Below are 26,869 nucleotides of genomic sequence, written 5' to 3'. Positions count from 1 at the left end.
TGACGACAAAAAAACACTTGTAAAAGTTGGCTAGATAAAAAACAAACAACAGATACTTTATTGCAATAAAAAATATAAAACTCCCTACTCAAAGTTGATTTTAAAACTTTAGAAGGGAGTTTTTTTATATGGAATTTTAAGATGCTACAAATCCCAAAATGTAGCTTTCAAATTCGATGGTAAATACAGTCTAGCAGTGTCCACATTGTATCTGGTAGTGGCTGAAATAGTAAATAAAAAAATTAATTTGAATTTTCTATTAATTACACTTGATTTATACTGTAAGCGCTTTTATAATGAAGTCATTATCAAATGTCAAGCAACTGAACAAATGTAAAGTGGTGGGGAAGTATGTGGGCATGGTTCATTGTTGTGTTTGCTGCAGTGTGGCTGCTATTAGAGCCGCTAAGCTAGGCAAAAAAGTAGTATTAGTGAGAAGCACGAGAACTTGGTGGAACGTGTTTGAACCGCGGTTGTATCCCTTCTAAAACGCTATTACGACATGCGGAAGTTCTTGAAAATATTGAAAAAGCTAAAAACTGGGGTATAGAAACAGGACCTGTAACAGTGTCTTTGTCCAAAATGATGCAACGAAAAGACGAGGTTATTCAAAAACTTCGGACTGGCATCGCTTATTTAATGAAGCAAGGAAAAATTGATGTTTTAAATGGCTATGGAGAAATAACAGCAGATAGACTTATAGAAGTAAAACAAAACGGCAAAGAACAAACGATCAAAGCTGAAAACATTATATTGGCTACGGGTTCTAAACCAATCGTTCCACCCATTCCTGGATTGAAAGAAGGAAGTTTCCAGACGAGCGATACGATTTTTGACATTACTAAAATTCCAACATCACTAGTCATTGTAGGTGGAGGCATCATTGGTGTAGAGTTTGCTTGCATTTTCGCTGCGCTTGGCGTGTCAGTCACAATTGTTGAAATGGGCAGTCGGATTGTTCCAAGTGAAGATCCTCAAGCTGTAAAAATTCTTGCAAAATCTCTAAAAAGCAAAGACATTGCTATTTTGACTTCAACTACAGTAACGGCAGTAGAGCAAAAAGGCAAGACTCAACAAGTCTATATCGAAAATCAACAAGGACGTAAAGAAGTCCTACAGACAGAAATGCTTCTACTATCAGTTGGCCGGTCTCCAAATACGGCAGCATTTAGTTCTTTGAAGTTGGCAATGAACGGACCTTTCGTAAAAGTAGACAAATACATGGCGACTAACTTACCAACGATTTACGCAGCAGGGGATTTGATTGGGAACTGGCAGTTGGCACATGTAGCAAGTGCTGAAGGACTGGTTGTAGCATCTAATGCAGCAGGACAAAAAGAAGCAATTGATTATCATGTTGTTCCGCGTTGCGTTTATACCAATCCTGAAATTGCGAGTGTCGGTATGACAGAAGAAGAAGCTAAACAAAAAGGCATCTCTTTTAAAGTCGTAAAAATAGATCATGCTGGAAACGGGAAGGCACTGACATTAGACGAAAAAGAAGGGTTTACTAAATTGATTGCTGAGACTACTTATGGAGAAATCTTGGGTGTTTCCATGGTCGGTCCGCATGTAACCGAAATGATTGCGGAACCTTCTGCTTTTATGAGGTTAGAGGGAACAGTGGATGAACTGGCGACCATGATGCATGCGCATCCGACTGTTTCAGAAAGTCTTTACGAAGCGGCTGCTTCTTGGCTTGGAAAAGGAATACATCATTAGAAAAACCGGCTGATCAGATGCAATAAGCATCCAAACAGCCGGTTTTTTGTCGCGAATATAAGAAAGATCAATCTTTTTTTTGTGCATGATGCAAAAGTAAGTCTGCCGTAACGTCATCGATGACAAGTACATTTAAGTAACCGCCTTTTAAAGCGGCTCTAAGACTCTCTACTTTATGAGCGCCTTCAACAATCCCCACGACTTCTGGAATATTCTTGAATTCTTCTAAGTCTAGTCCAATGACCAAGTCATTTAAAGGATGCTTAATCTGATTACCCTCTGCATTGTAAAAACGTGAACCAATGTCACCTGTTGCTTTAGCCAACTTCAGTGAAGCCAAATCATCCGAAGTTAAGTAGTGCATGTCGGTCATAGTAGAGTCTTTGAAAGGATTGCCTAATCCGACAATCGCCATCTCTACATTGCGTCCTTCTTCCAACACCATTGCGATGTCTTCTGACTGAATAAGTCGTTCTTTTAGTTCCAAAGATTCTACCATAGCAGGTGCGTATAGATAAGAACAATGAGAGTTCATTTTTTGTGCTAGCTGGTAAGCTAAAAGATTAGAGTGAATCTCTACAAACTTTCTGCCCATACCGCCAACTAATGGCACAATTTGCAAATCACGATGCTGTTCGTATGGGTATTCTTGAACAAATTTAGACAAAGTACTGCCCCATGAAATGCCCAAAGATGTAATATTTTTAATATTTCTGGATACGTAAGAAGCAGCTGCTTTTCCGAGAGCGTGCTTAATCATATCAGTGCTTAGATTTCCAGCTGGCACTACTAATACTTCTTTTAAGTGATAGATATTCTCTAATTGCTGTTCCAATTTCACAGTGTGTGCATTTTCATCTTTAATATAAATTTCCACAATTCCCATTTCTCTCGCTTTGTTCAGCAATTTCGAAATTACGGGTCGGGAAACACCCATTTTGCTGGCAATTTGTGCTTGAGTTTGACCTGCAAAATAGTAAAGATTAGCGACTTTTACGATTTGTCTGCGTTCATCCCAATTCATCATCATTGCACCTTCTCGTCTGAGTCCGATTTACGGCTGTGAATCCTCACTCTTAAACCGCTTTCATGCCTATAGTATACGATTTCTGCTAGTTTTTGTACACTATTTCAAAATGAAGCTCTACAAGTTAGTTATAGAAAATTTTCAAATTTTTTCTCATAGTAAAGGTGTTTAGACAATAGAACAAATCTCAAAATGAATAGTGAAATAGTGCGTAATAAAGAGGGCTGAGGAATAACAACGTGAGAGCAGCCGAAGCTATCGTCATCGAGGCCGTGTCGGGTTCTGATGCTTCTACTGAAAAACGGGATTTGATAAAAAAGAAAAACAGTAAATCCCACAATATGACAACAGCCAAAATTACTCGCCAGACGATCGCAGTGAAAATTTGAGAATGGGTGACAAAACCAAACAAGCCTATCCACGCAATGATCGTGAACGCTAAATCTACTAGAAATATAGGGCTTTTATAGCCGCCGTGAATGAAAAAAGCAATCGTCGAGGTGGCAAGAAATGCCGCATAACTATACCAAAAAAATTGAATCATAAAGCTATTCCTTCTTTCGTATATACCTTTTCCATTATAAGAGAAGAAGAGTAGAAAGAAAATTTTTTCGCTCGAACCGTTTGGTGCTGCAAAAGCATGATTAAAGATGCATCGTTTTATAAAAAGTTGTAAAATGGAGAGAATACTAAAATAGAGGATGACTAATACTAATTACTAGACTCTCTTATTGAAAATGGATGTCACATTTGATGGGTTTCTATTACGTTTTTCGCGAATTAACCAGCCACTTGCCAACGGAATATCGAAAAAAGCGAGTTGAAAGCATAATGAACTCTATGCAAAGCAGGCAATATACGGAAATTCCAGTGCCAGCTGATTTAAGTTTTGCGGAATGTCTTATCCATCTTGGCAGATCTTCACAAGAAAACTTACACCAAATTAAAGAAAGCAAAGTCAGTAAATTGTTGAAGTTAAACGGCAAGCTTGTACTTTTTGAAATAACGGCTGTTCTAGGAGCGTTACGCATCGAATTCCCCTTAGGTATGCCTTCTGCAAATGAAGTCGAGCGAGTGGTTGCGTATATAGAAGATTGGTTTGATTTGAAAACTGATTTGAAAGAATTTTATGTGCGGGCTAAAGCCGATGCGGTCTTGAGCCCAGTAGTCCGGCAATATCATGGATTGCGCATGGTTGGGGTTCCCGACTTATTTGAAGCTTTAGTATGGGCTGTGATGGGACAGCAAATTAATTTAACATTTGCTTATACATTAAAGAAAAGATTTGTTGAACGTTACGGCGAATCCTTAGTTTACGAAGACAAAACGTATTGGACGTTTCCACAGCCTGAAAAAATCGCGATCTTGCCGGTTGCAGATTTGAGAGCGTTGCAGTTAACAGACCGAAAAGCCGAATACATTTCAGGGATCGCCACGATTATGGCAAAAGGCGAATTGACTAAAGAACATTTGCTTCAAGCACCTGATGCGGAAAACTGTTTGTTGGAAATTCGCGGCATTGGCGCATGGTCAGCTAATTATGTAATGATGAAATGCTTGCATGACTCATCAGCTTTTCCAATCGCCGACGTAGGTCTGCACAATGCCTTAAAAGCCCACTTGAAGATGGACCGAAAACCAACCCTTGCAGAAATTACCGAGCTTTCAGCAAATTGGCGAGGCTGGGAAGCATATGCCACATTCTATTTATGGAGGTCGTTATTATGAACCAACTACATCAAATTGAATTTCAATCCCCTATTGGCATCGTGGAAATTACAGGAACAGATAAAGCTATCCGTTCTATTTTATTCAGCGAAAAAAGTAAAGTCAGCGCACCCATCTCTCCAGAAAGTCCACAAGTATTAAAAGATTGCCAGCAGCAACTCGAAGAATATTTCAAAGGGCAACGCATGGATTTTACCGTTGCTTGCGAGTCTACCGGAACCGATTTTCAGCAAAAAGTGTGGACGGCATTGGTTGATGTTCCGTATGCAGAAACCGTCTCCTACGGCGCAATCGCCAAAGCTGTTGGCAGCGAAAAAGCTGTCAGAGCTGTCGGCAATGCCAACAGCAAAAACAAACTAAACATTGTTGTCCCTTGTCACCGCATTATTGGAGCAACCGGCAAACTAACCGGTTACGCAGGCACGTTGCCTCGAAAAGAATGGCTGCTTCGTCACGAAAAAGCATGCAGAGAAAACCAATCTATTGAACAATAAAATCAAAAAAGACTGTTCCCAAAAATCATCTAAACTGATTTTTGGTGACAGTCTTTTTTTGTCGGCAGAGATTACCTGATTTCGATTGCGGCAGACGCCTTGTCACAAGCTTATGCTGAGTCACATCACTTTGTTTGTTAGAGACTCTTTCGAATGTCTACTCCATGCATAATCGAGTTCTTCGTTACTGAATTTCTGCCTCAGCCTTTTTCGATTCATTCAAGTCGACATCTACAGAAGAAACGTAATAACGCTTCGTATTATCTGTTTGAATTTCAACTTTCTTACGATCAAACAGCGAAACCGTTTCGATTTTTTTCATTTCGCCTGTTTCAACATTTTCCTCATAGATACGGTAACCGATAATTGCATCGTTACGCACAGCATGCCACGAAATATTGAATGCTGTTGCTAATACATTTGCTGGTGGCTCAGGTTGCTTGTCTGAAACGTTTGAATCTGAAACCAGCTCAGCGGTCACGACTAAACGTTCTTCGTGAGAACCGATCTTGCGATTAAAGTCACCTGTACATGTAATCAAGCTAATGAGACGTTTGTCAGAGCTCCCGAATATTTTTTCAATCGGGGCATCGTCCGTTTCATAGCTCGTTAAATTTTTGACTTCAAAAATCATTTCGCGTCCATCAGATCCAGTCAAAACGACCGTTTCACCAATTTTCACTTTATCGAGTTCATAAAAAACAGCTGGACCGGTTAAACTATCAACATGGCCTGCTAAGACAGCATGACCTTTTGCGCCCGCTTGAAAGCCGGGTTCAAACCAACCAACTTGGTCAATGTCTTCAGGCACACCCATTGCACCATTTTCTAAAATACCAGTCGACTCGATAGCTGCTTTCACACCAATCGAAGAGATTTCAATTTCAGAAGGCTCCATGCCTTTTATGCTTTCTTGACGTTCGCGTTGCAGCATTTGTAATTTTTCACGTTGTTCTGGAAGAATGGGGAATTCAGCAATCTTGTCAACATAATTGCCAGACACTTCTTCCTTTTTGACTTCTTCTTTTTTTTCAGTTTTCTTAACTTGTTCAATTTGTTCTTCAAAGTTTGGACTTGCGGCCAATGGCTTTAAGATGATAAACAAAGCGAGACATAAAATGATGGCAGTGCCCATCGTGACAAGTTGCTTCATCTGTCATTCCTCCTTTCTAAGTGGGAACAGAGAGAGCAAGTCGCTCTCTCTGAAGGTATTATTGTTGTTTTCTCGTTTGACGGTAAGTAATGGTTCCAGCTGCCAATAAGATCATTGTACTCATCGTAACCCAAAGAATCATTGTATTGGATTGGTTAGCCGTACCGCCTAATCCAGTAGCAGGCATTTTTTCAGGTGCTGCGTTTTCAAACTTCTCAGGGAATTGGTCAACGACTGCGCCGCTTAACCCTTTACCGATATCGAACATAATCGCATAACCCATACGATACGTTTCATAAGATGCTGCGTAATCACCTGATACATATTGTTGGAATGTATCAATGACTGACATTTCGTGAGCTTTCACGCCTGCAATGGTCTCATCTAAAGACATACGATCTTCTGTCGCTTGGTTTAAAAATGTACCAAGATCTGTAGCAAACGTACTTGTTAATGTGTTGGTTGCTTTTTCTGCAGCTTCCTTGTCGTCAGCTGCTACAGCAGTCACCAAGTCACCTTGTACGGAAATATGTTGATTGTTCCAAAGTTGTACAAATTGGTTGCTGGCTTCTTCACCATAAACAGAAGCAAGTGCTGCACGGAATTCTTCTGTATTTTGATCTTGTGCCCAATCAGCAAAGTCAAAGTCCTCAGAACCAGTATACCCTTTTGTCATACTTAATTGTGCTAAAGCGAAATGTTCAGCTGCAATTCGGTTAACTGTTGCGCGGAAATCGCCTGCTGGTGTGTTTGGATCAGAAAATTGATCGGGAAACTGAGTTGAAATTGCACCACTGATTGCACTACCAGCTCCAAAAATTTGTTTAAAACCATCCAAGTAAGACGTATAAGCCGCAACATAATCGCCTTCTACATAAAGATCAAATGTATTTTGGACAAAGTCTTCATGCTCGCGAAGTGCTGCAGTTGCACCATCTTCTGGAAGATTGCCTTCTGTTGCTGTTCCAAGAAATGCACCCATGTCGTCAACAAAAGACTGAATTTCACCTAAGGCTTCTTCTTTCATTGCGTCATCGCCATCTCTGACTGCTTCAGCATAATCGTCCGTTCCCGTATTGTGCTTATCGAAAATTTCCACGAAAGTTGCGCCGCCTTCTTCACCGTACACAGAAGCAATCACCGGCTCCATATCCGCTGCGTTAGCATCAAGTGCTGCAATAGCCGCTTCAGCTGCTTCATCTTCGTCGTAAATCTTCATCATCGAATCCACGGCTAACGCGTAATGCTCAGACAACAATGAATCCAATGTTGCACGAAGTTCCACACCTGTCGTTTCGGTTTGTGAAGTTTCCGCTGCTAATGCATTTGATGCCATACCCGGAAGTAAAAGTGCGGCTCCAAGTACAGGGACTAAAACCTTTTTCCATTCTATTTTCATATCAAAACACTCCTTTTTTTTAATCTGTTATAGACATAACGGAAGGGAGGTAGCTTTAGATCACATTTTGTGAAAAAAAAAGACGGATGATTTATCCGTCTTTTCCTAGTCATTGAACTATCCTTATTTTACGCCAGAGCTTTTCAAGAAGCTCAATAATTCGGTGTTAAAGCGCTCCGGCTCATCGGCATTGATGCCATGCCCACTGTCTTTAAAAGGAACAAGAACCGAGTTAGGTATTTGTTTTGCCATTTCTTCGCCCAATTCATAAGTGCAAATTTGATCTTTTTTCCCGTGAAAAATGGCTGTTGGAAGCGTAATATCTGCTAACTCGTCACGCAAATCTTCATCTCTTAAAGCAATTGCAGAGTTGATGGTCGAGTGAGCGGCAGCTTCAAGACCGAGCAACTGGAACCACTGTAAGAATTCGGGTGATTGTTTCTGCTCAAAGAACATGTCTGCAAATTGAGCGAGAAAAGCTGGACGGTCTTCTTTAATCTGTTTGATAATATCGTCCACTTCTTCAGGTTTCAAGTTATAGTTAAAATCATCGCGCTGAGTGAATAACGGAGCCGCTGCCGATAACAATAATAATTTGTCCACACCTTGCTGACCAAACTTCGTCAAGTAGCGAATAGCAATAGGTCCGCCCATTGAAAATCCAGCAAGTACAAAGTTATCAAGTTTTAGATGATCAATAACCGCTTTAACATCACTAGCTGCGGTATTGTAATCGTAACCCGTCCACGGTTTATCCGATTTTCCGTAACCTCTGAGATCGATGCCGATAAACCGAAAATTTTGTTGCGCAAGAATCTGAACTTGCGATTCAAACGACTTGCTGTTCAATGGCCAGCCGTGGATAAAGACAACCGGTTGCCCTGATCCAATATCTTCTGCATAAATTTTCACGCCGTCTTCCACTTCAATAAAATGTCCCAAAAAGTTTTCCTCCTCTGATTTGAAAATGATAGTAATGAGTAGTTTCCCTTTGATGTGATAAAGTAAACCGCTGATTATACAAAATATGTCTGTTACTTTTAGTTTTATTGTAGGAAACGACTAGTTGCTCCAAGCGAATAAACTAATTCACAGTGGCAATTCCGCGAACCGGCGTATAAAAGTCGAGTTGCAGAGATGATTAAAAATTCAAGAGGGGGAGTCTTTTTTCGAAAAAGCATTTGGCTTGTAAATGTGGGATTTGGACAGTATTTGAGCTATGTTGGACAGTATTTGATCCGAAATGGACAGTATTTTGTTCATATCGGCTTGTATATCCAATTAACTGGAATTTATCAATTTATCAATTACTGAAACGACTGAAATTCAGTTTGTTTTCTTTACTAAACAACTTTGATCAGTAATTTTTAAAAAATAAAGTCCAGATAAACAAATAAAAAAACCGCCAGTGGGCGGCTTTTTGTCATTTAGCACGAACATCTTCAAATGTAGCAAGTTTCTGGACATCTTCTGAAGAAATAGTGAAATCCAGTTGGCTGTTTTCGATGATACGTTCTTTATTCGTAGATTTTGGCAGCGGCAACGTATCGCGTTCTAGACAATAACGGATGCATAATTGAGCAGGTGTTACGCCATAGCTCGTAGCCATTTCTTTAATTTTAGAGTGGTCTAAGATTTGACCAGTCGCGAGCGGGGAATAAGCTTCGACGACAATGTTATGTTGTTTGCAGAATTGCAACAGGCTGTTTTGGTCACGGCCGATATAAAAAGGAATTTGATTAGCCATAGGCACGATTTCACAAGCGTCTATAAGTGCTTGGATGTCTTTTTCAGCGAAGTTAGAAACGCCAATTGCGCGAATTTTGCCTTCTTTATAAAGCTCTTCCATCGCTTTCCACGACTCGATATTGCCTTCTGTGCAATCTCTACCTATGTCATCCCACGGCCACGGTGCATGAATCAAATAGAGATCTAGGTAATCAACACCTAGATTCGAAATAGTTTCGTCAAAAGCTTCAACTGTCGCATCGTAGCCTTTAATTTGAGCGGGAAGCTTGCTGGTGATAAAGATCTTTTCCCGAGAAATAGGAGAATCTTGAATTGCTTTGCCAACGTTTTCTTCGTTTTGGTAAGCTAAAGCTGTATCGATATGCGTATAGCAACTTTCCAAAGCAGTCGTCACAGCCTTGTAAGCCTCTTCGTTCGGAATTTGCCAAGTGCCAAATCCGATATCGGGAATGTTCACTCCATTGTGGAATGTGAAAGTTCTGTTGCTTGCCATAGATAAACGGCCTCCTTTTTGTTTATCTTTCATTTTTATTGTACGTCTTTTCAGATGACAAGGTCCAGAATTTAGGATAACGGGAACTTTCTCTAGTCCAAATCGTAAACAACGAAACCGCTAAATAAAAAAGGTGGCTGATTTTGTGGCTAACTAGAATGACCAGTAAGCAGTTGGAAAGAAGGCAATCAAATTAAATAGGAGTGAAAACATGTCAACCTGTGAAAATTGTGGCCAAAAATGGACGTGGAGATCCATTGTCTGGCAAACAGTAAAATTTAAAAACAATGGAACTTGCCCATATTGTGGAGCGACACAATATATAGTACCAAAATCTACTAAGCTAACCCGAATCGTCGGCTACATTCCAGCTTTTCTTATTATTCTATTGACGCTAGTTTTAGATTTAGACGGTCTAGGCATTATTTTGTTGGCCGTTACGTTAATGCTTGTGTTTTTAGCACTTTATCCGTTTATCATAAAACTGTCGAATACAGACAATATGCGGAATTTTTAATACAAGTAAAGCTACTTTGGTGTGTAGTTTAATAGAAGAAAAATAAGGGAATTCTCTACCGTAACAAGTAAGAAAACAAGATCACTAGTGTTACATGCCTCGCCAGTCTTAGCTTTAAAATCTCAATCCCTTTTAAGAACAACAATACAACTTAAGGAGGCACAACTTAAATGGAAGAAAAGACACGCAAGAAAACAAAGCTCTACGCCGTTTTGAATTTGGTTTTTTATTTTTTAACTTTAGGAATAAATTACTTAGGATCGTCCGGGTTTTTTAATGGGATGAGTCAAAAAGATTTATCTGATAAATACATGACGCTTATTTCACCTGCACCGTTTACGTTTTCAATTTGGGGAATTATTTATACCTTGCTGCTGGTAACATTGGTTTATTTCTTTATTAAGCGAAAAGATCAACACGTAGGCAAATTAATTCGATTGACATCGCCACTCTTTATCGCAAGTGCGTTATTTAATATGGCATGGATCGTTACGTTTTCTTACGAATTGTTAGGCATTTCAACGATCTTGATTTTTGGACTGTTATTCTCATTGATTTTTATCGTAAAAAGGATCACAATCAATCGCTCTCAATTTCCAAGTACACTTGCAGGAATTAGTTTTACACTTTACGCTTCATGGGTTTTCATCGCGACCATTGTGAACATTTCGTTATTTTTAGTGCAACTACAGTGGGAGGGCTTTGGCATTTCTGATTCGATTTGGACAATCGCTATTTTGTTTGTTGCTATTGGCTTTGTTCTCTTCTACGGAGCGTTGTACAAAAATGCAGCATTTCCACTTCCGATTGCCTGGGCTTTCTTCGGCATCTATAGCGCTTATAATAGTGGAGTCCTAACACCGTCCATGTCGACGACCATTCAAGCTGTTCTGATAGGTGGAATTGTGATCTTGCTAGTTGTGAGCATCTGGACATTAGTTAAAAACGGGAAAGCCCTTTTTCCAAAACCAACTAGCTAACACAAGATATTAAATAAAAACAAATCCAAACTTTCTCAAAACAGAGCATCCAAGTAAGTTGCCCTGTGCTGTGATGTCATTTAAGAAAATCTATTTAAACGGTATAGGAAATCGATGAAATCGATAATTAATTATAAAATTTTATAAAAAGCGCACCAATCTTAGAGTCAGTTAAAGCTCAAGACGGGTGCGCTTTTGTTTGAGTGAATCCCTATTTTAATGGTTTTTTAATGCCATTTTTATTGTTAATCAATCTAACAAAAGTACGGTAAAGTCTGGGTAATGCTTACTTTTCTATGTGTCCATCTATCGTCACATGGAAATTATTTTATGTTAAGATGGAGTCTAAGATGTAAAAGAGCGAATCTTTTAAAAACAAGCATATTTATTTTATGGAGGTGTCAAAATGGATTTGGTCATAAAAGAGTTACACAAATCATTTAACGACAAACATGTATTAAAAGGGATTAACTTAACGATTAACTCAGGACAAATTTTTGGATACTTAGGAAGAAATGGTACTGGGAAAACAACTTCTATGCGAATTTTGATGGACGTGTTTGAAGGAGATAGTGGATCAATACTGATGGATGGCAAAGAATTTAAACCGACCGATCATAGAATCGGGTATTTGCCTGAAGAACGTGGAATGTATTCGAAATTTAAAGTAAAAGACCAATTGGTTTATTTCGCAGAACTGCGGGGTGCTAGCAAAAAAGAGGCTCAGCATTCGATGGAAAAGTGGGCTGAAGAATTCGGTATTGCGATTTATTTAGACCAAAAGCTTGAGACATTGTCCAAAGGCAATCAGCAAAAAGTTCAAATTGCACAAGCCTTTATTTGTGAACCGGATATTTTAATTTTGGATGAACCGTTTTCGGGTTTAGACCCGGTCAACTCAAAAATGTTTCAAGATTCTTTATTAAATTACATTCGAGAAGATCGAATCATTATCTTTTCTTCCCATCAAATGGGGTATATCGAGTCGTTTTGCGATGACATTGCTATTATCAATGGCGGTAAAATTGTGTTGAGTGGCGATTTAAATGACATTAGAAAAGAAATGGGCGAAGGAAAGCTTCGGTTGAGAGTCGCGGATCCGCAACATCTAGACTTTTTAACAGCGTATGATTACACAATGGAAAAAGAAGATATTATTTTAACGCTCCATCCAAATGAAACAAAACGGTCATTTGTCGAAGGGGTATTCAGCCAAGGAATAGAGCTGACGATGTTTATGGAGTATTTACCGAGTCTTCAAGAAATCTTCATTGAGAAAACAGGTGATCAAAATGAAAAAACTTAAAACTGTTTTTAACTTCGAATTGCGTGGAATGATCCAAAAGAAAAGCCTACTCGTGACAACAGCCATCATGTGCGTAATCGTTTTGCTCATCACGACGATTCCCACTTTTATGATTTGGTTTGAAGGTGACGAAACACAAGAAGATGCCGATGAAGCGGCTGAGGAATTTACGTTAGTATACGAAAGTGGGGAGCTCAAAGAATCCCTCAGTCCCGTGTTAGGTGAAGAAACCTATTCGACGGAAGAGGAACTAAAAAAAGCAGTTCAAAGAGAAGATGTAGCTTCTGGATTTGTCGTTGAAGATTACGACCGCTATACCTATATCTCCTACGACAGCAAAACGTTTTCAACTGAACAAATGGCTTTTGAGTCACAATTAAAACAACTGAATGAAAATCGATTATTTGATGAAAAAGGATTGGATAGTCAACAAGTACGCGAAATTTTAAATCAACCCATCGAACAAGAAACCGTCTATCTAGGTAAAGACGCTGGATCAGGAACAGCGATTGCGTTTGCTGTCATGATTACGATGTATTTGCTCATTCTTTTGTACGGAGCAAACGTGGCAACATCCGTAGCAAGAGAAAAAGACTCACGTACGATGGAACTGCTCATCACATCGAGCAACCCACGAACATTGATACTTGGAAAAGTAGGAGCAGTGGGACTGACTGGTATTTTACAAGTCGCATCTCTCATTGTATTTGGTGTCATTGGATTTATGCTCAATAAAGAGAATTACCCTGAAGTCCTTCTGGACATGGTTCAAGGATCCATGACAATAGATGTGCTACTGATCTACATTTTGTTTTCAGTGTTAGGGTACATCTTGTACTTGTTTATCTATGCTGCTTTAGGAAGTTTGGTTTCAAAAGTGGAAGATGTAAACTCTGCCGTTACGCCGATTACGTTCTTGTTTGTCTTGGCTTATCTCGCTGCAACGTTCGCAATGAACGTACCGGATAACACCGTCGTGAAAGTCACGTCGTTTATTCCATTTATCTCGTTATTTACGATGCCGATTCGTTACATGCTGACAAGTGTACCGATGATATCTCTGTTAATTTCCAGTGCAATCATGGTGTTAACAGTCGTATTATTTGCTGCGTTGTCCATTCACATTTACAAGTTTGGTTCATTAAACTACGGGAACCGCCTCAAATTTAAAGACGTCATCCGGTCGTTTAAAAAATAAAAAAAGAACCTTGCAAAAGCAAGGTTCTTAGCTTGTAGACAAAAGAATGATTATTCATTTTTTGTATGCATCTAGGATTCTCCGCACCAAGCGGACGCTTTAGGCAGTGGCTTTGCGCAGCGATGCAGGAGCATATGAAAAGGCTTGATCATGTATTTTTATTGTGAAATGGACTAAATAATCTCACTTTGATTGAAGCGGAACCCTCCAACTAGGCTGGTCCACGAAGACTCCTGTGGGACAGCGAAAGCTGAAGACCCCGCAGGAACGTCAGTGACGAGGAGGCTGAAGCTGAGCCCACCGGAAAGCGAAGTGGCCAGCCCAGTTGGAGATTATACATCACTATTCAGTTTAATAAGACTTTGTCTACAGTCTGAAAACCTTGCGAAAGCAAGGTTCTTTTTTATTTTATCAAGTTGCGAGTGTTAACAGGATGATTTTTTATGATTTAAAATGAAGAGTGGTAAGCGTACTATTTTTTCAATTCGAGTTAAGTCCTCCCAGTGTAAACATATTCTTTTTATATATGAAATCTCGTGTTTCATGCCAGTTCACTCCTATTGCCTCAACGTTAATTGCAAATTCTCTAGCATTCAACAGATAGGCTTTTTTGTTTCTATGCGTTTTCCTCTTTGGTGAAAAACGAAGTGTTTGTTTTTACTGTCTACATCCTCAATACAGATCTACTTAGCTTTTGTTTCATTGCTTTGAGCAAAGAAAAAAGAAACATGAAAGGGAAAAAACACGTACTGGACAAGAGAAACTTATTTTGCGAACTTTTTTACTAAATTTTATGCGTATAAGTTGAGAATCAATGATACAATGAGAACGTGCGTTCTTTTTAGTGTCTTGAAATGATGAAACAAATCAAGCATTTAACATACTGATTTATACCGGTAACAAAATAAACCTGACCAGGCTGCGGGTGTATTAAAAAGGAGAGTCGAGCCATGAAAACTACAGGAGTCGTGAAGAACACAGACCCATGCGGAAGCATGGGTGTTTCGAAAGAACACCAAGCGGCAGGTGCTTGTTTAGTGACAGGTGAAGTTTCAACAGGAAATAAGGAATTTGCACCAGGGCTTACCTTAAGTCTGACGGGCGCGCGAATTCTCTTGCATGAGTTGCAAAAAAAAGTGAACCCCAATCCCTAATTCAGAAAACGGAATAAAAATAATAGGTGCTTTTTTGTCGTATAAAATGATAAGTATTTCAATACAACTAAGTGGACGTTAGAAAATAATGTCCTTTTGGAGTGGGGAAAGTGTAAAAAATAGGATGTGTATAGAAAAAGTGAAATGATTGGGTTAGAGATAGAAATAAAAAAATTTTAGAACAAAATCGGATGTTATAGACCGAATAAGGTAAAGTCATAAAAAAAGAAACTTATGATGGATCTGGTACATCGGGTTTCGGCATCAAGTTACGGCAGGAGAAGCTCAATCTGAAAGGAACTGAAAAATGATAATAGAAATAATTGTCCAAAACGAACAAGAAGCAATCAAAGCAGAAAAAATGGGCGCGGGAAGGTTAGAGCTTGTCTCGGCAATTGATGAAGGAGGGTTAACACCGAATTTTGAAACCATCAAACGAGTTCTTGGCAGTGTCACAATACCGGTTCAAGTGATGATACGGCCTCACAGTCGAGATTTTTTCTATAGCGATTCAGAACTAAAAACGATCATCGAAGATGTTGAAAATGTGTTGAATTTAGGTGGGCAAGGAATCGTATTTGGCGCTTTAAAAAAGGATTATACGATAGATGAACACGCACTAGAAAAAATTATCGCGGTGTCTGATCAGCTCGATATCACGTTCCACCGTGCGTTTGATGAAATTGACGACCAGTTGAGCGCATACACAGTATTAACAGACTACAAAAAGCAGGTACAACGGATTTTAACATCTGGCGGACATGAGGATTGTTTGACAGGCAAGCAGGCGTTAAGAAAGCTAGTCAAGTTATCAAAAGAGCTAGAAGGTCCAACTATTCTTTGCGGAGGCGGATTAACGTCGATGAATATAGAAGAAATTCATCAAACTGTCGGGTCTAGTGAATATCATTTTGGCAGCGGCGTCCGAAAAAATGGTTCTTATACAGAAGGGTTTAATAAAAGAGTAGTTGAACAAATCATGGAGTGGAAGGCTTAGCACAAAAACGTAATATGAATAGCCGGAATACGGGGAAGACCATCATGATTCAAACATGTTCTTCCGTAATGTAGAAATCAGATGTCGATGTACACAAGAAAAACTGATGAAAAAAGGTGTGGATCTTAAAATAAGCTTTAAATAAAAAAGAGTATCTTTTCAAAAGGTGATATCCAAAACGTTATTTAGCAATCGCACACTCGGTAGTCCAACGTTTAATCTGTAGAGCTTGGATTTTCTGCCCTCTAAGGTGGAATAGTAGACGATGTCGGAAAGATGAAATGTCACAATTCTACGCTTACCGATGCAAAGTGAGAATCAATAAAAGCCGTTCTCCTAGCCCTCAATACCTCATCTCGAAAAGTTAGAGACCGTACAGTTCTATGATTTTTTCTTTAAGTAATGATTTAGGAAGACGAAGATCAACAAAATAAGGCAACTGCCATTCTTGTGTTTTTATCGCTTGTTTACTCGTGGGGCTATCCCAACTGGGGTAAACCCGCATGGCCATTTTTCCTTTTGTTCCACTCGATTTAAGAATCGCGTGTTTGAGAAGAACTTTTTTCGGAAAAATAAATTGACCAAAGTCATCGTCACTTTTACATACGGTTACCACCAATAAATCGGGCGCTTCGTCATACAAATAAGGCTGGTTTTTATTGTTTTTGTCTTTTTCCCAAAATGCGACAAACTGTCCTGTTTTTCTCGGTGTCACATGCGCTACTCGGAATCGAATTGTTTTAGAGGACAGTTGAAATGTACCCGCACCATACATGGAATTTTGTTTTTCTTCTTGAATCGCCGTTAAAATGAGGTTATGAGGCATATAAAGTACGTTAGTCAAATAGGTTAATGCTGCACAAAAGTCATTCATATTTCTACTCCTAAAATGTGTTTGATTTCCCTTATTCTGATTTGTTTTTACCAAGTTTCTCGTTGCCGTGTTTGAAGTTACCAGTGATTTTAGCCAATACTAACTGCACTTTTTTACTATGAGGCGTTCGGCTTCTTTGTTTCTGACAACTTTAATTTGTTTACCGCTAAAGAAAATTGCAACCGTTCCGTTTTTTCTTACTTCATAGGTAAAAGGTTCTTCGCTTAATCTGTTTCGTTTATCTATTTCACCCACGATACCGTCTCCCTTGCTCTGTTGTCTAGCTTGTTGTTGAAGAGTAACCTTTTCTGAATCTCACGTTGATTAGTCTCGGACGGTTATACCTTTGAATTAAGTAGAAGGGGAGATGAATGAAAAAATTAACGATTGAACAACTAAAAGCCATCAGAAAATACTCGTTTGGGTTAACTACTATACAAAGAAAACCTAATACAGCAATGGTTAAATGCCCAAATTCAGCATAATACGTTTGCATAATTAGTTTATCTAGATAGTCAGGGGTGAGTTTGTCTTGTAAGTTTTTGAGTGTGGCATTCATCGCTGGTAATTTATCTTTCCATTTTTTAATTCGGAGTGATTTGTATAGGCTGCTTTCAAATGATCTTTCTTTGAAAAAGAAATTTTTTTGAAACATGCCCTTAGGCAATAAGCGACTTCCATAAGCGACACCATAGTTGAGTATCAGCCAAAATGACGTATTTATAATGATCATATAGATGGTAAATGACAAGTGCTCACCCCTTTCATTACATTTCAGTGAATACATCACTTGTGATAACAGGCCAGAAATGTCGATCCTTTTTTCAGTTATTCCAACGGAATTTACGCTGTTAAAATGCCTTCACTTCCACTTTTAATTGAATAACTGATTTATTTTACTGTCGTCTTCCAAATGCCTCTGTATAAGCTTTTCTGTTTTGCTTTCGTTTTCTAACTCATTAAGGTTTTCACCATACCAATTTTGAAGACTTTCTCTTGTTATTTTGTATGGTTGATTATCAAAATTGAATGTTACCCAGTCCAAGTTTTCAATTAATGCAAATAAAAAAGTAGCATTATAAATAGATGTTTTTTTATAATTCATTTCTGAATCCGACCAATCGTAGTTCAAAATAATGCCATACGGTTCTTCGGTTGTTTTAAGTTCAAAATCCTTCGAATACGTAGCACCCTTTAATTGACTCACGATGTTAATCACAGCACTATTATCTCCTACGTGCGAACCTTTGAAATTAAATAGATCTTCTTCTTTTTTTGTATTACAGCCACTTACGATTAAAGTGACAACGAATAAAAATGTCATGAATTTCAGCATGTTGTTCACTCGTATTCCCCCAAGATAAATTAGTTGGTTGTTCTTAAAATGAGAGAGTTCCATTTTTTGAGCTTGGTAAATAGTATTCAGCATGTTGGCAAGCTTGTTGAGAGCTTGTAACCTTATAAATCTTGAGATAGCCGAATCATATCTCGGCATTGAATTCCGTTTTCGAAAATTTCTTCAGCATAATGCTTGATAAAAAAATTAACATCTACGCTATTTATTCTAAAGCCACATTTCTGATAAAGAGCAAGCTGCCCCAAGCTCGAATTGCCCGTTCCAACTTCAATGGTTTTGTAGCCCATATTTTGTGCGGTTTTGATTGCGTCAAGTACTAATTTTTTACCAATCCCTTTGCCTTGCTGATCTTCAACCACCGCTATATTTACAAGTTCCATGGTTTCAGGTCTTGTTGGAAGTAATACACAGATACCAATAAGTTGATGTTCCACTTCAGCTATAAAACAAGTGCCTCTGTGAATATATTCCTCGATGAGTTTTCTAGAGGGATCAGCTTGCAATAATAGCGCCATTGGTAATTCTTCATCTTTATTCAACATCCTTATTTCCATTTCTGTCTCCTCACATCCATTTTGAGTATTTCAATGGATTCTGTCCTAAATTTGAATTAATCCTATTTATTTTTGTTTTTCAGTTCTAACAGAATAGGCGTTATATTTAACCCAATCGATAGGATGGTTAACACCCACAACGCATCTGCCATTATCGGAACCACATCAAGTAAAGCAGACCAATCTTTCGCCTTTACCCAACTAGATACCATATTATAATCCGCGACTACAGTTAATGCTGTAAAAGATAAGCCCATTGCCATCGCCAGTTTATAATCTTTGCCTGTTGCGTACAGTACAAGGTTTACACAAGTTGCTATTATGGCGATAACTCCTAACAGGAACCACATAACGAGACCTCCAGTTCCATTAATATCAGTAGTAAAGAAGACACAACGAGAGAGCAGCCAAAACTAGCCAAGGTATTGAAAAACAAGTTGATACAGCGCTACGCAAAGTCCCAAAGCACTCGCTTTTATCTTAGCGGGATGGTATCTTTTGCTGCTGTACAGATAAGCCGCAATAAAAAGAAATCCGATAGGAAACCATAACTCAAAAACGCCATTTTCCGTACTTTGTGAATAAAGTGGAGTAATAAGAGCACTAATTAAAAAATAAAAGAAGATCGTGAAACGGCGTGTTTCGAGCTGTTTGCTCCATCTAATGAGAAGACCAATTATTATAATAGCGCTAATCGTAATGGGAAAAGCAGGTAAATGAAGAGAAACACCATTTCCTAAATTGAATTCCATGTTTACCACACCTCCTAACCGAAAACGACTTGCTCGTCTGTTTTGTTTGGTTTCTCTTTTAGTCAATATACCACTTGCGTATAGAAAGTATAAAGCTGGAAATTTATTTCATTATACGTGATCGGAATTTCCTGAAACGTACAAGAGGTGGTTTTTTATATCCACTCTCTATATATCCTGAATTTCTCGACTAAAGTGGTTCGTTAGTAATGAAAGGTGTTCTGTGCTATACAGAAAAATAGAAACAGATTTTCCAAAGAAAACTGTAGGGGCAGTGGTTACAGGGGAGCGAGCCTAGTTTTTTTCTACATTCTTGATGCGCAGGTCCATTCAATTTTTATTAAAGGGTGTGGGCAATCAGAAATGATTTATTATAACTTTGTAGATGGACCAGTAACTGTAGAATGGGTGGATGAAGAAACACTAGTTACTAACAACCTTGTGTTAACGATTCATGAAGATAAGTATGATTTTCAGAAAGAAAAATAAAACAGAGCCGCAAAAGTGGCTCTGTTTTACCAAATGGAATAATCGCTTAAACTGCACTAGTCACTAGCTCTTTTACTCCGTATGTTCAAGTGAGCTTTCCGCTCTTCTAACACCCCGAAATAGGGCAGTAATAAGTAAGCATAGCCGTTAGCAAACCCGTAGCAAATAGAATACCTCCCGAAACAACAAAGGCAGTGGTATACGTTTCCGTCACCATCATGAACTGGCTAGTATCAGCAATACCGTCTTCTTGACTCATCAACCAAGAGTTTCCTAACGAAATTCCAAACGAAGCACTCGAAAACATTAAAACTAATCCTACGGCTGCCAATATGGCCGACATAATTGCCAATCCGTTACTCTGATTTTTGAACAACGTATCTCTCCTCCTAACTATGACTTTCTCTAAACTTTATCAATGTTTTTCTAATCATTAAAAGTTACTCTAGAACTTCAAACTCGAAATACTCTCCGACTTCAGAAGAGCAGCCAATTAAGTAGTATCGTTTGCCTTTTTCACTTTTTTCACTTTCTAGATGTTCACAAGTTCCACTTTCTAATCCTGTACTTGAACCTCCAAATTTATCTTGAGAATCGTCATACGTGTAGGTAATAGTTTGACCATTATAATCTAGTGTATTAAAAAGCGGGTCGCCTTCTGTAGTTCTTTGAACAATCCGTATGTTATCTTTTTTTCCGTTTTTAAGATTTTCGATAAACGCTTCAAATTTATCCGAATTAGTTATGATTTCTTCTTGTTCAAGCACAATATCACTATCCTTAACTGAGTTACACGCACTTAAGAAAATGGCCACTAACATTATAAGAAAACCTTTTCTCAATACCTTAACCTCCTTTTAAATAGAGAACAGTACGTAAGTTAAAAAAATCACTCGCCTACCATGCCATCATTGTCATTATCGCGCATGTGCTGGTATAACCAATGATCACGCGTGATCGGCATACTAAAACCAGCTGCTTTTGCTTCTTTGATGGTTACTTGTCCATTGCCATTGGTATCAACAATCGAAACATCTTCGTTTGTAGCTGAACTATTCAAATCTGTAGACTCACTTTCTGTTAACCCGAGAGATGCGTTTATCTCATCCGGGTTCACATTATCAAAAGTATCCACAATTTCATTGCCCATAATAGTATACGTATACTGATAGCTCGAAGGAATCTGAGTGTCTGTATCCGGATAGATGATGATCGCTTCAAAATTAGTCGCGCCGCCTGCTTTGCGAATCGCATCTTCCATATAAGCTTGATCGCCATGGCGGTTGAGCGTACTTTCTTGTGGCGTAATATTGTAAGCATTCGAGACCCCACCAAGCGAATCAGCTAGCACATGTCCTTCATCTAACACGTCACTTTCGACGCCCGGTACCTTTGCTTCATCTGAATAATACCGGCCAGTCGCTAATACCGGTTCAGTCGAATCATCCTGCACCACGACTTTGTCTGCCACAACCCGAACCAATTGGCCGTGTTCGTTCGTAAACGCCCAATAGTCACGGTCGCCAAAACCAATGTCGACGACAACGTTAGCTTCGCGATGGCCAGACAAATCTCCGCCATCGACTTCAAGTAGTTCATATCCTGCGAATAAGTCGGGAACGGCTTCTGTTGGTGTTTCTTCTGCGTCCGCCATCGTTTCTTCTTTTTCAGTGCTTTCTTTTGGTTCAAGCGGAGCTTCTTCTTGTGTCGCACCTTCGTGAGCTTCTACATCTGTGATGGCTGCGTTTTCTACGTCTGTACAGCCAACTAGAAAGACGGACAGTAAAAGGATGAGTAAAGGATATGTATTCTTTTTCATGTAGGGTGGCTCCTATCAATTTTATGTAGATCAGTAGTGTTTCGTGTTAGTTCATGCCAGTCTGCAGTTAAAAATAGATTTGCCAGTCGGACTTTAGTTGACGAAGCAGTTCTTTAGAGGAACCAGCAGCAAAATAAGTACGACCATTTTGTGTAACTTGAATGGTTCCATCTGCATAAAAAACAATCGGATTCACTTCTTCAGTTGAAGCATTCGTACGATTAGCACGGGTTGGTTGTAAAGCAACATCCGATAGCTGCCCGGCTTTTCTAATTCAGCAGCCTTTTGTTGCACTTCGTCTGTACTCACTTCAACCATGTGTTGATCACGCAATAAATCGATCAACTCCTCGGCTTTCTCTTCACCAGAAACAAACACTTCCTCATAGTCGCTAGTTTTACCGAAAGAAGAAGCTTCTGAGACCAATACGCCTTCATAGCTTGCAGAACTGTCAAAAGTTAATGATTCGTCTTCGTTACGCTAACCGCAAGCGCTAAACAAAAAAAGCAGAATCAGCGGAATAAAAACCAATACGACAGGAGTTATCTTTTTCAACGTACACCTCGCTCTAATTGGAAGATGCTTATAGCATATCACAATTGGTAAATTATATAAAAAATATAAATTTCATGGTTTTTGCTTGAAGTGTGGATGTTAGAGATTGACGCGATTGTTAGTATCGTATCAAGCTCTTTAAAGCCGATGTTGATAATAATAGATTTCCCAAAAAAATCTCAGCGAATTCGCTACTCTTGGCTTTCTTATCAATGCATTCTGTAGATCTATCTCATGAATTTCCAGTCCCCAATATACCTTGTAGTAGGAGAAAATGTTAAGGAGTAACAATAGTTTATTTGGTAATATTTTGATTCATTAAGTAATTCAAATTTTTAACGTTATAATGTAAGTAATTATGACACCAAAAGAAAAAAGAATTGAAAGGATGATAATAATGTCTGTGAAAACGATCTTTGATACGCCTCTCGAAATTACAAAAGATCAGTGGTTGGAAATGCTTCGGAACGAAGAGGTTTTTCAAGAAAGAGACAGACAAATGATTTTAACGATTATGCAATATGACGGTCGTCCACATACGATACCGATTGCTCATGCAATTGGATTAAAAGGCAGAGGCGCAATTAATCTACAAATAGATCGATTGGGCAAACGAATCATGAGTTATTTACCTGAAGTTGCTTATCCTAAACAAGAAGACGGTAAAAATCAAACTTGGCATATTCCTTTTCTTGGAGAGTGGCAGCCTAACCAAAACCGTTTTATTTGGACTTTGCGCACTTCACTTGAACAAGCTGCGGAAGTTTTCTTCGAGGAAGAGTTGAAGGAAGGACGTTCGATGCCAACTCAAAAAGAGTATTCAGAAATTAGAAAGAAACTTTTTGATAGCCCTTATATTGATATAGCTTATAGAAGATACATAAAATTTAAAGAGAACGAACTTTACGATGAAGCTTATAAACTTGAAATCCTTTCCCGTTTGAATGAATTTTTGAAAGGACAAGAAATAACGGATTTAACAATAGTTGATATTGTAAAAAAGCTACAAAAAGAGAACCCAAGCGCAGGCAGTTTTGTTCACTGGAGTAATACGGCTGATTTAGTGAAATTTGCTGAAGCAAAACCTGCAAGAGTAGCTATCCTACTTAATGAACTTTATAATTCTGAAGCGCCAATTAGTGAACTAATTGAAAATTTTAGAATAGAAGGTAAAGCATATAGCAATAAAATATCGCTAGGTGCACCACTTTTCGCTTATTTATTAGCTGCCAAAGACTATAAGAAGTACCCAATCTACAAACAAGAAGTATTCAGTGCAATTAAAGTGGATTATGATATTGACTTAAAATTAGGTGTTGTAGGGAAAAATTACGAAGTCTACCGTTACGTATGCAACGCCGTACTAGAACATTTCAAACGGGATAATCCTTCTCTTACGGTACTCGACGTATAAGATTTCTTTTACTGCGTCACAACTTACGATCAAATAAAAGTAGAAAGCGCAATAGATTACTTATTCGAACTTTCCACTAAACTAGGTCAATTTGAAAACGATCAGGAAATGATGTTGCAACAAATAATAGACATGGATCCAGAGATTTTAGAGAAGCTAAGCGATCAATACCGAAACACTGAAAAAGTGAATTTAATCCGATATAAAATTATTGAAATGATTTTGGAAGACGGAGCGGCATCCATCAAGGATATGAATTTCGTCAAGCAAGATGTTATTAAAAAGTACGAAACAAAGATTCTAAACTCGTGGAGTGACTTCTCAATTCTCTTCCAGCTGTATTATTTTGATAAAAAGAAAAAAGTCCAAATAGAACTTACCAAAATCCATCGTGCAATCCGACAATTCGAAGAATTGAAAGATCTGAGTTTTGTAGAAGATAAAGTATTGAACGGCTATAGCTGGAATAATCAATTTGGCACTTCACGTTGCTGGTTGGGTGTATACCAAACAGAGCATGCAAGTCATAGGGAGGCGCCGCAATTGTTTTTGGCGATTGATCCATACGGCATTGAATATGGTTTGCATAACGGTGACCACCATCCTCAGGACGGACAAAGAAGCGTAGCTCATGTGAGTAACGCGGAAAGTTTTTCTTATGAAGATCTTCATAGCAAAATTATTGATGTGCTTGATGAGTTGAAGAGTGAAAGATCAGAAGAACCGACTGAACTTACGCATTCTCCTGTATCAAGAGAGCTCACTAAAGATAATTGGATAGATTTGCTGGCAGACGAAAACATTTTTAAAGAAAAAGACTTAGTTTATCTAACAAAAATGTATGAACTTGGAGGGCAAGCGACAACTACTCAGTTAGGAGAAGCTTTAGGCATGAGCAGATCTTCTTTTGACGGTCCCATTTTAAACTTGGTAAAAAGAATTCAAGAAATAACGGGACTGGAGGCTGTTCAGCGGGATGATGGCAGTATTTGTTATTGGTGCACATTGTTCGAAGAAGGATATGAGGAAAACAATCACTTCTTGTTGCGCTTGAAATCAAATCTTAAAGAAGCGCTTGGCCAAACAATCGGCAAGAAAAAAATATACGAAACCTATTCCAAAGAATCATTTCTTGAAGAAGTATTCATCGATGAAGAAGCTTATGATAAGATTGCTAGTTTGCTTAAGTATAAAAAGAACATTATCCTACAAGGACCACCAGGCGTAGGGAAAACCTTTGTATCAAAAAGGTTGGCTTATTCGTTGATAGGTTCGAAAGATGAGAGCCGAGTGGAAATGGTACAGTTCCATCAAAACTATTCCTATGAAGATTTTGTGATGGGTTTCCGTCCAAAGGAAAATGGCTTTTCTTTGCAATACGGCGTTTTCTATGACTTTTGCCAGTGTGCGTTGAATAATCCAGAAGAAGACTATTACTTTATCATTGATGAGATTAATAGGGGCAACCTGTCAAAAATTTTTGGTGAATTATTTATGCTAATTGAGCGGGACAAGCGGGATGAATTTGTCACAATGGGTTATTCAAAAAAGAAGTTCACCGTTCCAAGTAACCTGTATTTGATCGGAACGATGAATACGGCTGACAGGTCACTCGCGCAACTAGAAGTGGCTTTACGCAGGCGCTTCGCTTTTGTAACTTTAGAGCCGGCATTTAATGAAAAATGGCGACAGCACATGATCAGCGAGAATGTTTCAATTGAAATGATCAGCAAAATCCAGCAGATTGTCGAGAAATTAAATCATGAAATCATTAATGATTATCAGTTAGGGCAGGGCTATGCAATCGGGCATTCCTTCTTCTCAGTAAAGCCAGATGACATCAGTGAGAAATATTGGGTTGATGGAATCATGAATTTTGAAATCTTGCCTTTATTGGAAGAATACTATTTCGATCGTCCTGAAATAGTTAAACAATTGACTGAGGAGATATAAAATGGAGGAAACACTTAAAGTTCCGATTCGCAACTTATTTGTTTTACTTAGTTATGCAGACAATATGCCAGAACTGGTCAATAGCATGAATGATGTAGATGAGGATTTGATCACATATGACTTTCTCTGCAAGCAATTTTTAAAAGAAGTAGAAATTGTAACCCGCAGAGGTCTAGTAAAAGATTATGTCGCGATTACAGAACCAACTAATCGACTGTCCGGTCGATTGATGATAGCAGAGTCCATGTCGTACATGATTTTGAAAAAACCAATTGTTGTTTGTGAGAAGGATGAATATACAGCAAACATATGGATCAACCAAATGATTAAATCCACTTTAAAATCAATTACATCGAATCGGTACGTTAAACAGGAAACTATAAGTCGAAGCTTTAAGTATATGGAATTGATGGCAGAAGTCGACGCACCACCTTTAACCCAATCTTCATTTGCTAAACTGGTATTCGGTCGACATAACGCACATTACAAAAGGGTGCTTCAAATCGCGCTCTTATTGCATGAGATGTTGCTGCTGTCACATAAAACTGGAAATTGGAGTCTGTTTTCAGCAGAGCTAGATGAACGTGCACTAAATGCCATCTTCGAGAAGTTCTTGTTCAATTTCTATAAATTAGAACAGCGAGACTACTACGTAAAAGCGGAAGGCATGCAATGGAAGCTAGAAGGCAATAAAGCACTCCTGCCAGGCATGAGGACGGATGTATCATTAACACACAAAAACAAGTTAGAGAAAATCATTATAGATGCTAAGTTTTATAAAAATATTTTCCAAGTTCATTACGGGAAGTCATCATTCCACAGTCACAATATGTATCAGCTATTCACTTATTTAATGCACCAAGAGATACATTTGAATTTGCGAGGGATATTAATATATCCGTTTAATGGCAGGGCTGTAGATGAACGATATGTCTGGAATGAACGGATGTCGATGGAAGTGATGGCTTTAGATTTGAATGGTGCTTGGAAGGATATATATCAGAAGCTAATTAAGTTGGTTGACTAAAAAAATGAGTCTGTTAAAACTTTGTTGCCACAGCTGTACACGAAGTTTTAAGAAGCCAAGGTTCACTTACCGGTTCAATGAAAACAGAAATTGCTGCCTTAATTGATGCAACAGATCAAATCTCAGAAGTTAAAATCTATAATGTCAGTGGTGTAGGT

At 38.5% G+C, this 26,869-nt stretch carries 30 protein-coding genes and 2 pseudogenes; 14 read left to right on the top strand and 18 right to left on the bottom strand.

Features of this window, described 5'->3' with window-relative positions; all coding sequences use genetic code 11:
* The first annotated feature begins 359 nt into the window (after window positions 1-359).
* Window positions 360-1,722 (top strand): annotated as a pseudogene (lpdA, locus tag I858_RS15685) (dihydrolipoyl dehydrogenase).
* Window positions 1,723-1,789: 67 nt separating this feature from the next.
* Here the strand turns inward: lpdA and I858_RS15680 are convergent.
* On the bottom strand, window positions 1,790-2,752 hold the full coding sequence (locus tag I858_RS15680) for a sugar-binding transcriptional regulator (RefSeq protein ID WP_420812625.1): 963 nt from the start codon (window positions 2,750-2,752) through the stop codon (window positions 1,790-1,792).
* Between the two features lie 184 nt (window positions 2,753-2,936).
* Window positions 2,937-3,293, bottom strand: a complete 357-nt coding sequence (locus I858_RS15675) for a hypothetical protein (RefSeq protein ID WP_049693765.1) — start codon at window positions 3,291-3,293, stop codon at window positions 2,937-2,939.
* Between the two features lie 287 nt (window positions 3,294-3,580).
* Between I858_RS15675 and I858_RS15670 the strand changes: the two genes are divergently transcribed.
* On the top strand, window positions 3,581-4,477 hold the full coding sequence (locus tag I858_RS15670; protein ID WP_049693855.1) for a DNA-3-methyladenine glycosylase family protein: 897 nt from the start codon (window positions 3,581-3,583) through the stop codon (window positions 4,475-4,477).
* Window positions 4,474-4,971, top strand: coding sequence for a methylated-DNA--[protein]-cysteine S-methyltransferase (locus I858_RS15665; RefSeq protein ID WP_049693764.1), 498 nt, complete (start codon window positions 4,474-4,476; stop codon window positions 4,969-4,971). Before I858_RS15670 ends, I858_RS15665 begins: the two co-directional genes overlap by 4 nt.
* 184 nt (window positions 4,972-5,155) lie before the next feature.
* Here I858_RS15665 and I858_RS15660 read toward each other — a convergent pair whose 3' ends face one another.
* The 3 genes from I858_RS15660 to I858_RS15650 all read right to left on the bottom strand — a co-directional run bounded on the left by I858_RS15660 (window position 5,156) and on the right by I858_RS15650 (window position 8,465).
* Entirely contained in the window at window positions 5,156-6,124 is a 969-nt protein-coding gene (locus tag I858_RS15660) for a class F sortase (RefSeq protein WP_049693763.1), read from the bottom strand.
* Between the two features lie 58 nt (window positions 6,125-6,182).
* Entirely contained in the window at window positions 6,183-7,523 is a 1,341-nt protein-coding gene (locus I858_RS15655; RefSeq protein WP_239457192.1) for a hypothetical protein, read from the bottom strand.
* Between the two features lie 123 nt (window positions 7,524-7,646).
* On the bottom strand, window positions 7,647-8,465 hold the full coding sequence (locus I858_RS15650) for an alpha/beta fold hydrolase (protein WP_049693762.1): 819 nt from the start codon (window positions 8,463-8,465) through the stop codon (window positions 7,647-7,649).
* A gap of 195 nt (window positions 8,466-8,660) precedes the next feature.
* On the opposite strand from I858_RS15650, the gene I858_RS17085 reads away from it, so the two are divergent.
* Window positions 8,661-8,837: a hypothetical protein gene (locus tag I858_RS17085; protein WP_157886531.1), complete on the top strand. Its 177-nt coding sequence runs from the start codon at window positions 8,661-8,663 to the stop codon at window positions 8,835-8,837.
* A 109-nt stretch (window positions 8,838-8,946) separates the two neighbouring features.
* On the opposite strand, the gene I858_RS15645 is transcribed toward I858_RS17085, so the two are convergent.
* Window positions 8,947-9,765 (bottom strand): aldo/keto reductase, encoded by an 819-nt coding sequence (locus tag I858_RS15645; RefSeq protein WP_049693761.1) that lies wholly within the window; start codon window positions 9,763-9,765, stop codon window positions 8,947-8,949.
* Between the two features lie 211 nt (window positions 9,766-9,976).
* Between I858_RS15645 and I858_RS15640 the strand changes: the two genes are divergently transcribed.
* From I858_RS15640 to I858_RS15615, 6 genes are all read left to right on the top strand, one after another.
* Complete coding sequence (locus tag I858_RS15640) at window positions 9,977-10,282, top strand: TIGR04104 family putative zinc finger protein (RefSeq protein WP_049693760.1); 306 nt, start codon at window positions 9,977-9,979, stop codon at window positions 10,280-10,282.
* Between the two features lie 170 nt (window positions 10,283-10,452).
* On the top strand, window positions 10,453-11,262 hold the full coding sequence (locus I858_RS15635; protein WP_049693759.1) for a TspO/MBR family protein: 810 nt from the start codon (window positions 10,453-10,455) through the stop codon (window positions 11,260-11,262).
* Window positions 11,263-11,668: 406 nt separating this feature from the next.
* Window positions 11,669-12,568, top strand: coding sequence for an ABC transporter ATP-binding protein (locus I858_RS15630; protein ID WP_049693758.1), 900 nt, complete (start codon window positions 11,669-11,671; stop codon window positions 12,566-12,568).
* Window positions 12,555-13,766, top strand: coding sequence for an ABC transporter permease (locus I858_RS15625; protein WP_049693757.1), 1,212 nt, complete (start codon window positions 12,555-12,557; stop codon window positions 13,764-13,766). Before I858_RS15630 ends, I858_RS15625 begins: the two co-directional genes overlap by 14 nt.
* A gap of 950 nt (window positions 13,767-14,716) precedes the next feature.
* A complete protein-coding gene (locus tag I858_RS15620) occupies window positions 14,717-14,920 on the top strand; it encodes a hypothetical protein (protein WP_049693756.1) in 204 nt (67 codons plus the stop codon).
* Window positions 14,921-15,227: 307 nt separating this feature from the next.
* Window positions 15,228-15,917, top strand: coding sequence for a copper homeostasis protein CutC (locus I858_RS15615; protein ID WP_049693755.1), 690 nt, complete (start codon window positions 15,228-15,230; stop codon window positions 15,915-15,917).
* A 364-nt stretch (window positions 15,918-16,281) separates the two neighbouring features.
* Here the strand turns inward: I858_RS15615 and I858_RS15610 are convergent, their stop codons facing one another.
* The 7 genes and pseudogenes from I858_RS15610 to I858_RS15580 all read right to left on the bottom strand — a co-directional run bounded on the left by I858_RS15610 (window position 16,282) and on the right by I858_RS15580 (window position 19,454).
* Window positions 16,282-16,791 carry a MepB family protein gene (locus tag I858_RS15610; RefSeq protein WP_049693754.1) on the bottom strand — a complete coding sequence of 170 codons (510 nt, stop codon included), beginning with the start codon at window positions 16,789-16,791 and terminating at the stop codon, window positions 16,282-16,284.
* Between the two features lie 31 nt (window positions 16,792-16,822).
* Window positions 16,823-17,046 (bottom strand): annotated as a pseudogene (locus tag I858_RS15605) (hypothetical protein).
* Between the two features lie 25 nt (window positions 17,047-17,071).
* On the bottom strand, window positions 17,072-17,542 hold the full coding sequence (locus I858_RS15600; protein WP_239457191.1) for a glycosyl-4,4'-diaponeurosporenoate acyltransferase CrtO family protein: 471 nt from the start codon (window positions 17,540-17,542) through the stop codon (window positions 17,072-17,074).
* A 123-nt stretch (window positions 17,543-17,665) separates the two neighbouring features.
* Window positions 17,666-18,127, bottom strand: a complete 462-nt coding sequence (locus I858_RS15595; protein WP_049693853.1) for a DUF4825 domain-containing protein — start codon at window positions 18,125-18,127, stop codon at window positions 17,666-17,668.
* 122 nt (window positions 18,128-18,249) lie between these two features.
* Window positions 18,250-18,702 (bottom strand): GNAT family N-acetyltransferase, encoded by a 453-nt coding sequence (locus I858_RS15590; protein WP_049693752.1) that lies wholly within the window; start codon window positions 18,700-18,702, stop codon window positions 18,250-18,252.
* A gap of 62 nt (window positions 18,703-18,764) precedes the next feature.
* On the bottom strand, window positions 18,765-19,052 hold the full coding sequence (locus I858_RS15585) for a hypothetical protein (RefSeq protein WP_049693751.1): 288 nt from the start codon (window positions 19,050-19,052) through the stop codon (window positions 18,765-18,767).
* 63 nt (window positions 19,053-19,115) lie between these two features.
* Entirely contained in the window at window positions 19,116-19,454 is a 339-nt protein-coding gene (locus tag I858_RS15580) for a hypothetical protein (RefSeq protein WP_049693750.1), read from the bottom strand.
* Window positions 19,455-19,817: 363 nt separating this feature from the next.
* Between I858_RS15580 and I858_RS17080 the strand changes: the two genes are divergently transcribed.
* Window positions 19,818-19,943 (top strand): DUF5412 family protein, encoded by a 126-nt coding sequence (locus I858_RS17080; protein WP_157886530.1) that lies wholly within the window; start codon window positions 19,818-19,820, stop codon window positions 19,941-19,943.
* A 106-nt stretch (window positions 19,944-20,049) separates the two neighbouring features.
* On the opposite strand, the gene I858_RS15575 is transcribed toward I858_RS17080, so the two are convergent.
* The 5 genes from I858_RS15575 to I858_RS15560 all read right to left on the bottom strand — a co-directional run bounded on the left by I858_RS15575 (window position 20,050) and on the right by I858_RS15560 (window position 22,188).
* The gene (locus I858_RS15575) at window positions 20,050-20,319 is read right to left on the bottom strand and encodes a hypothetical protein (protein WP_239457190.1); all 270 of its coding nucleotides are present in this window, start codon (window positions 20,317-20,319) and stop codon (window positions 20,050-20,052) included.
* Between the two features lie 64 nt (window positions 20,320-20,383).
* Window positions 20,384-20,785: a DUF4362 domain-containing protein gene (locus I858_RS15570; protein ID WP_049693749.1), complete on the bottom strand. Its 402-nt coding sequence runs from the start codon at window positions 20,783-20,785 to the stop codon at window positions 20,384-20,386.
* A 47-nt stretch (window positions 20,786-20,832) separates the two neighbouring features.
* The gene (locus I858_RS15565; RefSeq protein ID WP_049693748.1) at window positions 20,833-21,762 is read right to left on the bottom strand and encodes a DNA/RNA non-specific endonuclease; all 930 of its coding nucleotides are present in this window, start codon (window positions 21,760-21,762) and stop codon (window positions 20,833-20,835) included.
* A gap of 67 nt (window positions 21,763-21,829) precedes the next feature.
* Entirely contained in the window at window positions 21,830-21,958 is a 129-nt protein-coding gene (locus I858_RS17420; RefSeq protein ID WP_239457189.1) for an LAGLIDADG family homing endonuclease, read from the bottom strand.
* Window positions 21,955-22,188: a hypothetical protein gene (locus I858_RS15560; RefSeq protein ID WP_049693747.1), complete on the bottom strand. Its 234-nt coding sequence runs from the start codon at window positions 22,186-22,188 to the stop codon at window positions 21,955-21,957. Before I858_RS15560 ends, I858_RS17420 begins: the two co-directional genes overlap by 4 nt.
* 487 nt (window positions 22,189-22,675) lie before the next feature.
* Between I858_RS15560 and I858_RS15555 the strand changes: the two genes are divergently transcribed.
* The 3 genes from I858_RS15555 to I858_RS15545 all read left to right on the top strand — a co-directional run bounded on the left by I858_RS15555 (window position 22,676) and on the right by I858_RS15545 (window position 26,711).
* Window positions 22,676-23,731 (top strand): hypothetical protein, encoded by a 1,056-nt coding sequence (locus I858_RS15555; protein WP_162273627.1) that lies wholly within the window; start codon window positions 22,676-22,678, stop codon window positions 23,729-23,731.
* Window positions 23,732-23,947: 216 nt separating this feature from the next.
* A complete protein-coding gene (locus I858_RS15550; protein WP_204249430.1) occupies window positions 23,948-25,684 on the top strand; it encodes an AAA family ATPase in 1,737 nt (578 codons plus the stop codon).
* Window position 25,685: 1 nt separating this feature from the next.
* On the top strand, window positions 25,686-26,711 hold the full coding sequence (locus I858_RS15545; protein WP_157886529.1) for a 5-methylcytosine restriction system specificity protein McrC: 1,026 nt from the start codon (window positions 25,686-25,688) through the stop codon (window positions 26,709-26,711).
* Window positions 26,712-26,869 lie beyond the last annotated feature (158 nt).

The sequence above is a fragment of the Planococcus versutus genome (assembly GCF_001186155.3).
Lineage (GTDB): Bacteria > Bacillota > Bacilli > Bacillales_A > Planococcaceae > Planococcus > Planococcus versutus.
Note: the sequence above shows the minus strand (reverse complement) of the source record. Positions and strands in the feature narration are given on the sequence as shown.

What these genes read in the sequence shown, in the direction of transcription:
- I858_RS15680 (WP_420812625.1), bottom strand. Translation starts at nt 2,752, where the DNA reads ATGATGATGAATTGGGATGAACGCAGACAAATCGTAAAAGTCGCTAAT.
- I858_RS15675 (WP_049693765.1), bottom strand. Translation starts at nt 3,293, where the DNA reads ATGATTCAATTTTTTTGGTATAGTTATGCGGCATTTCTTGCCACCTCG.
- I858_RS15670 (WP_049693855.1), top strand. Translation starts at nt 3,581, where the DNA reads ATGAACTCTATGCAAAGCAGGCAATATACGGAAATTCCAGTGCCAGCT.
- I858_RS15665 (WP_049693764.1), top strand. Translation starts at nt 4,474, where the DNA reads ATGAACCAACTACATCAAATTGAATTTCAATCCCCTATTGGCATCGTG.
- I858_RS15660 (WP_049693763.1), bottom strand. Translation starts at nt 6,124, where the DNA reads ATGAAGCAACTTGTCACGATGGGCACTGCCATCATTTTATGTCTCGCT.
- I858_RS15655 (WP_239457192.1), bottom strand. Translation starts at nt 7,523, where the DNA reads ATGAAAATAGAATGGAAAAAGGTTTTAGTCCCTGTACTTGGAGCCGCA.
- I858_RS17085 (WP_157886531.1), top strand. Translation starts at nt 8,661, where the DNA reads ATGATTAAAAATTCAAGAGGGGGAGTCTTTTTTCGAAAAAGCATTTGG.
- I858_RS15645 (WP_049693761.1), bottom strand. Translation starts at nt 9,765, where the DNA reads ATGGCAAGCAACAGAACTTTCACATTCCACAATGGAGTGAACATTCCC.
- I858_RS15640 (WP_049693760.1), top strand. Translation starts at nt 9,977, where the DNA reads ATGTCAACCTGTGAAAATTGTGGCCAAAAATGGACGTGGAGATCCATT.
- I858_RS15635 (WP_049693759.1), top strand. Translation starts at nt 10,453, where the DNA reads ATGGAAGAAAAGACACGCAAGAAAACAAAGCTCTACGCCGTTTTGAAT.
- I858_RS15630 (WP_049693758.1), top strand. Translation starts at nt 11,669, where the DNA reads ATGGATTTGGTCATAAAAGAGTTACACAAATCATTTAACGACAAACAT.
- I858_RS15625 (WP_049693757.1), top strand. Translation starts at nt 12,555, where the DNA reads ATGAAAAAACTTAAAACTGTTTTTAACTTCGAATTGCGTGGAATGATC.
- I858_RS15620 (WP_049693756.1), top strand. Translation starts at nt 14,717, where the DNA reads ATGAAAACTACAGGAGTCGTGAAGAACACAGACCCATGCGGAAGCATG.
- I858_RS15615 (WP_049693755.1), top strand. Translation starts at nt 15,228, where the DNA reads ATGATAATAGAAATAATTGTCCAAAACGAACAAGAAGCAATCAAAGCA.
- I858_RS15610 (WP_049693754.1), bottom strand. Translation starts at nt 16,791, where the DNA reads ATGAATGACTTTTGTGCAGCATTAACCTATTTGACTAACGTACTTTAT.
- I858_RS15595 (WP_049693853.1), bottom strand. Translation starts at nt 18,127, where the DNA reads ATGCTGAAATTCATGACATTTTTATTCGTTGTCACTTTAATCGTAAGT.
- I858_RS15590 (WP_049693752.1), bottom strand. Translation starts at nt 18,702, where the DNA reads ATGGAAATAAGGATGTTGAATAAAGATGAAGAATTACCAATGGCGCTA.
- I858_RS15585 (WP_049693751.1), bottom strand. Translation starts at nt 19,052, where the DNA reads ATGTGGTTCCTGTTAGGAGTTATCGCCATAATAGCAACTTGTGTAAAC.
- I858_RS15580 (WP_049693750.1), bottom strand. Translation starts at nt 19,454, where the DNA reads ATGGAATTCAATTTAGGAAATGGTGTTTCTCTTCATTTACCTGCTTTT.
- I858_RS17080 (WP_157886530.1), top strand. Translation starts at nt 19,818, where the DNA reads ATGATTTATTATAACTTTGTAGATGGACCAGTAACTGTAGAATGGGTG.
- I858_RS15565 (WP_049693748.1), bottom strand. Translation starts at nt 21,762, where the DNA reads ATGAAAAAGAATACATATCCTTTACTCATCCTTTTACTGTCCGTCTTT.
- I858_RS15555 (WP_162273627.1), top strand. Translation starts at nt 22,676, where the DNA reads ATGACACCAAAAGAAAAAAGAATTGAAAGGATGATAATAATGTCTGTG.
- I858_RS15550 (WP_204249430.1), top strand. Translation starts at nt 23,948, where the DNA reads ATGATTTTGGAAGACGGAGCGGCATCCATCAAGGATATGAATTTCGTC.
- I858_RS15545 (WP_157886529.1), top strand. Translation starts at nt 25,686, where the DNA reads ATGGAGGAAACACTTAAAGTTCCGATTCGCAACTTATTTGTTTTACTT.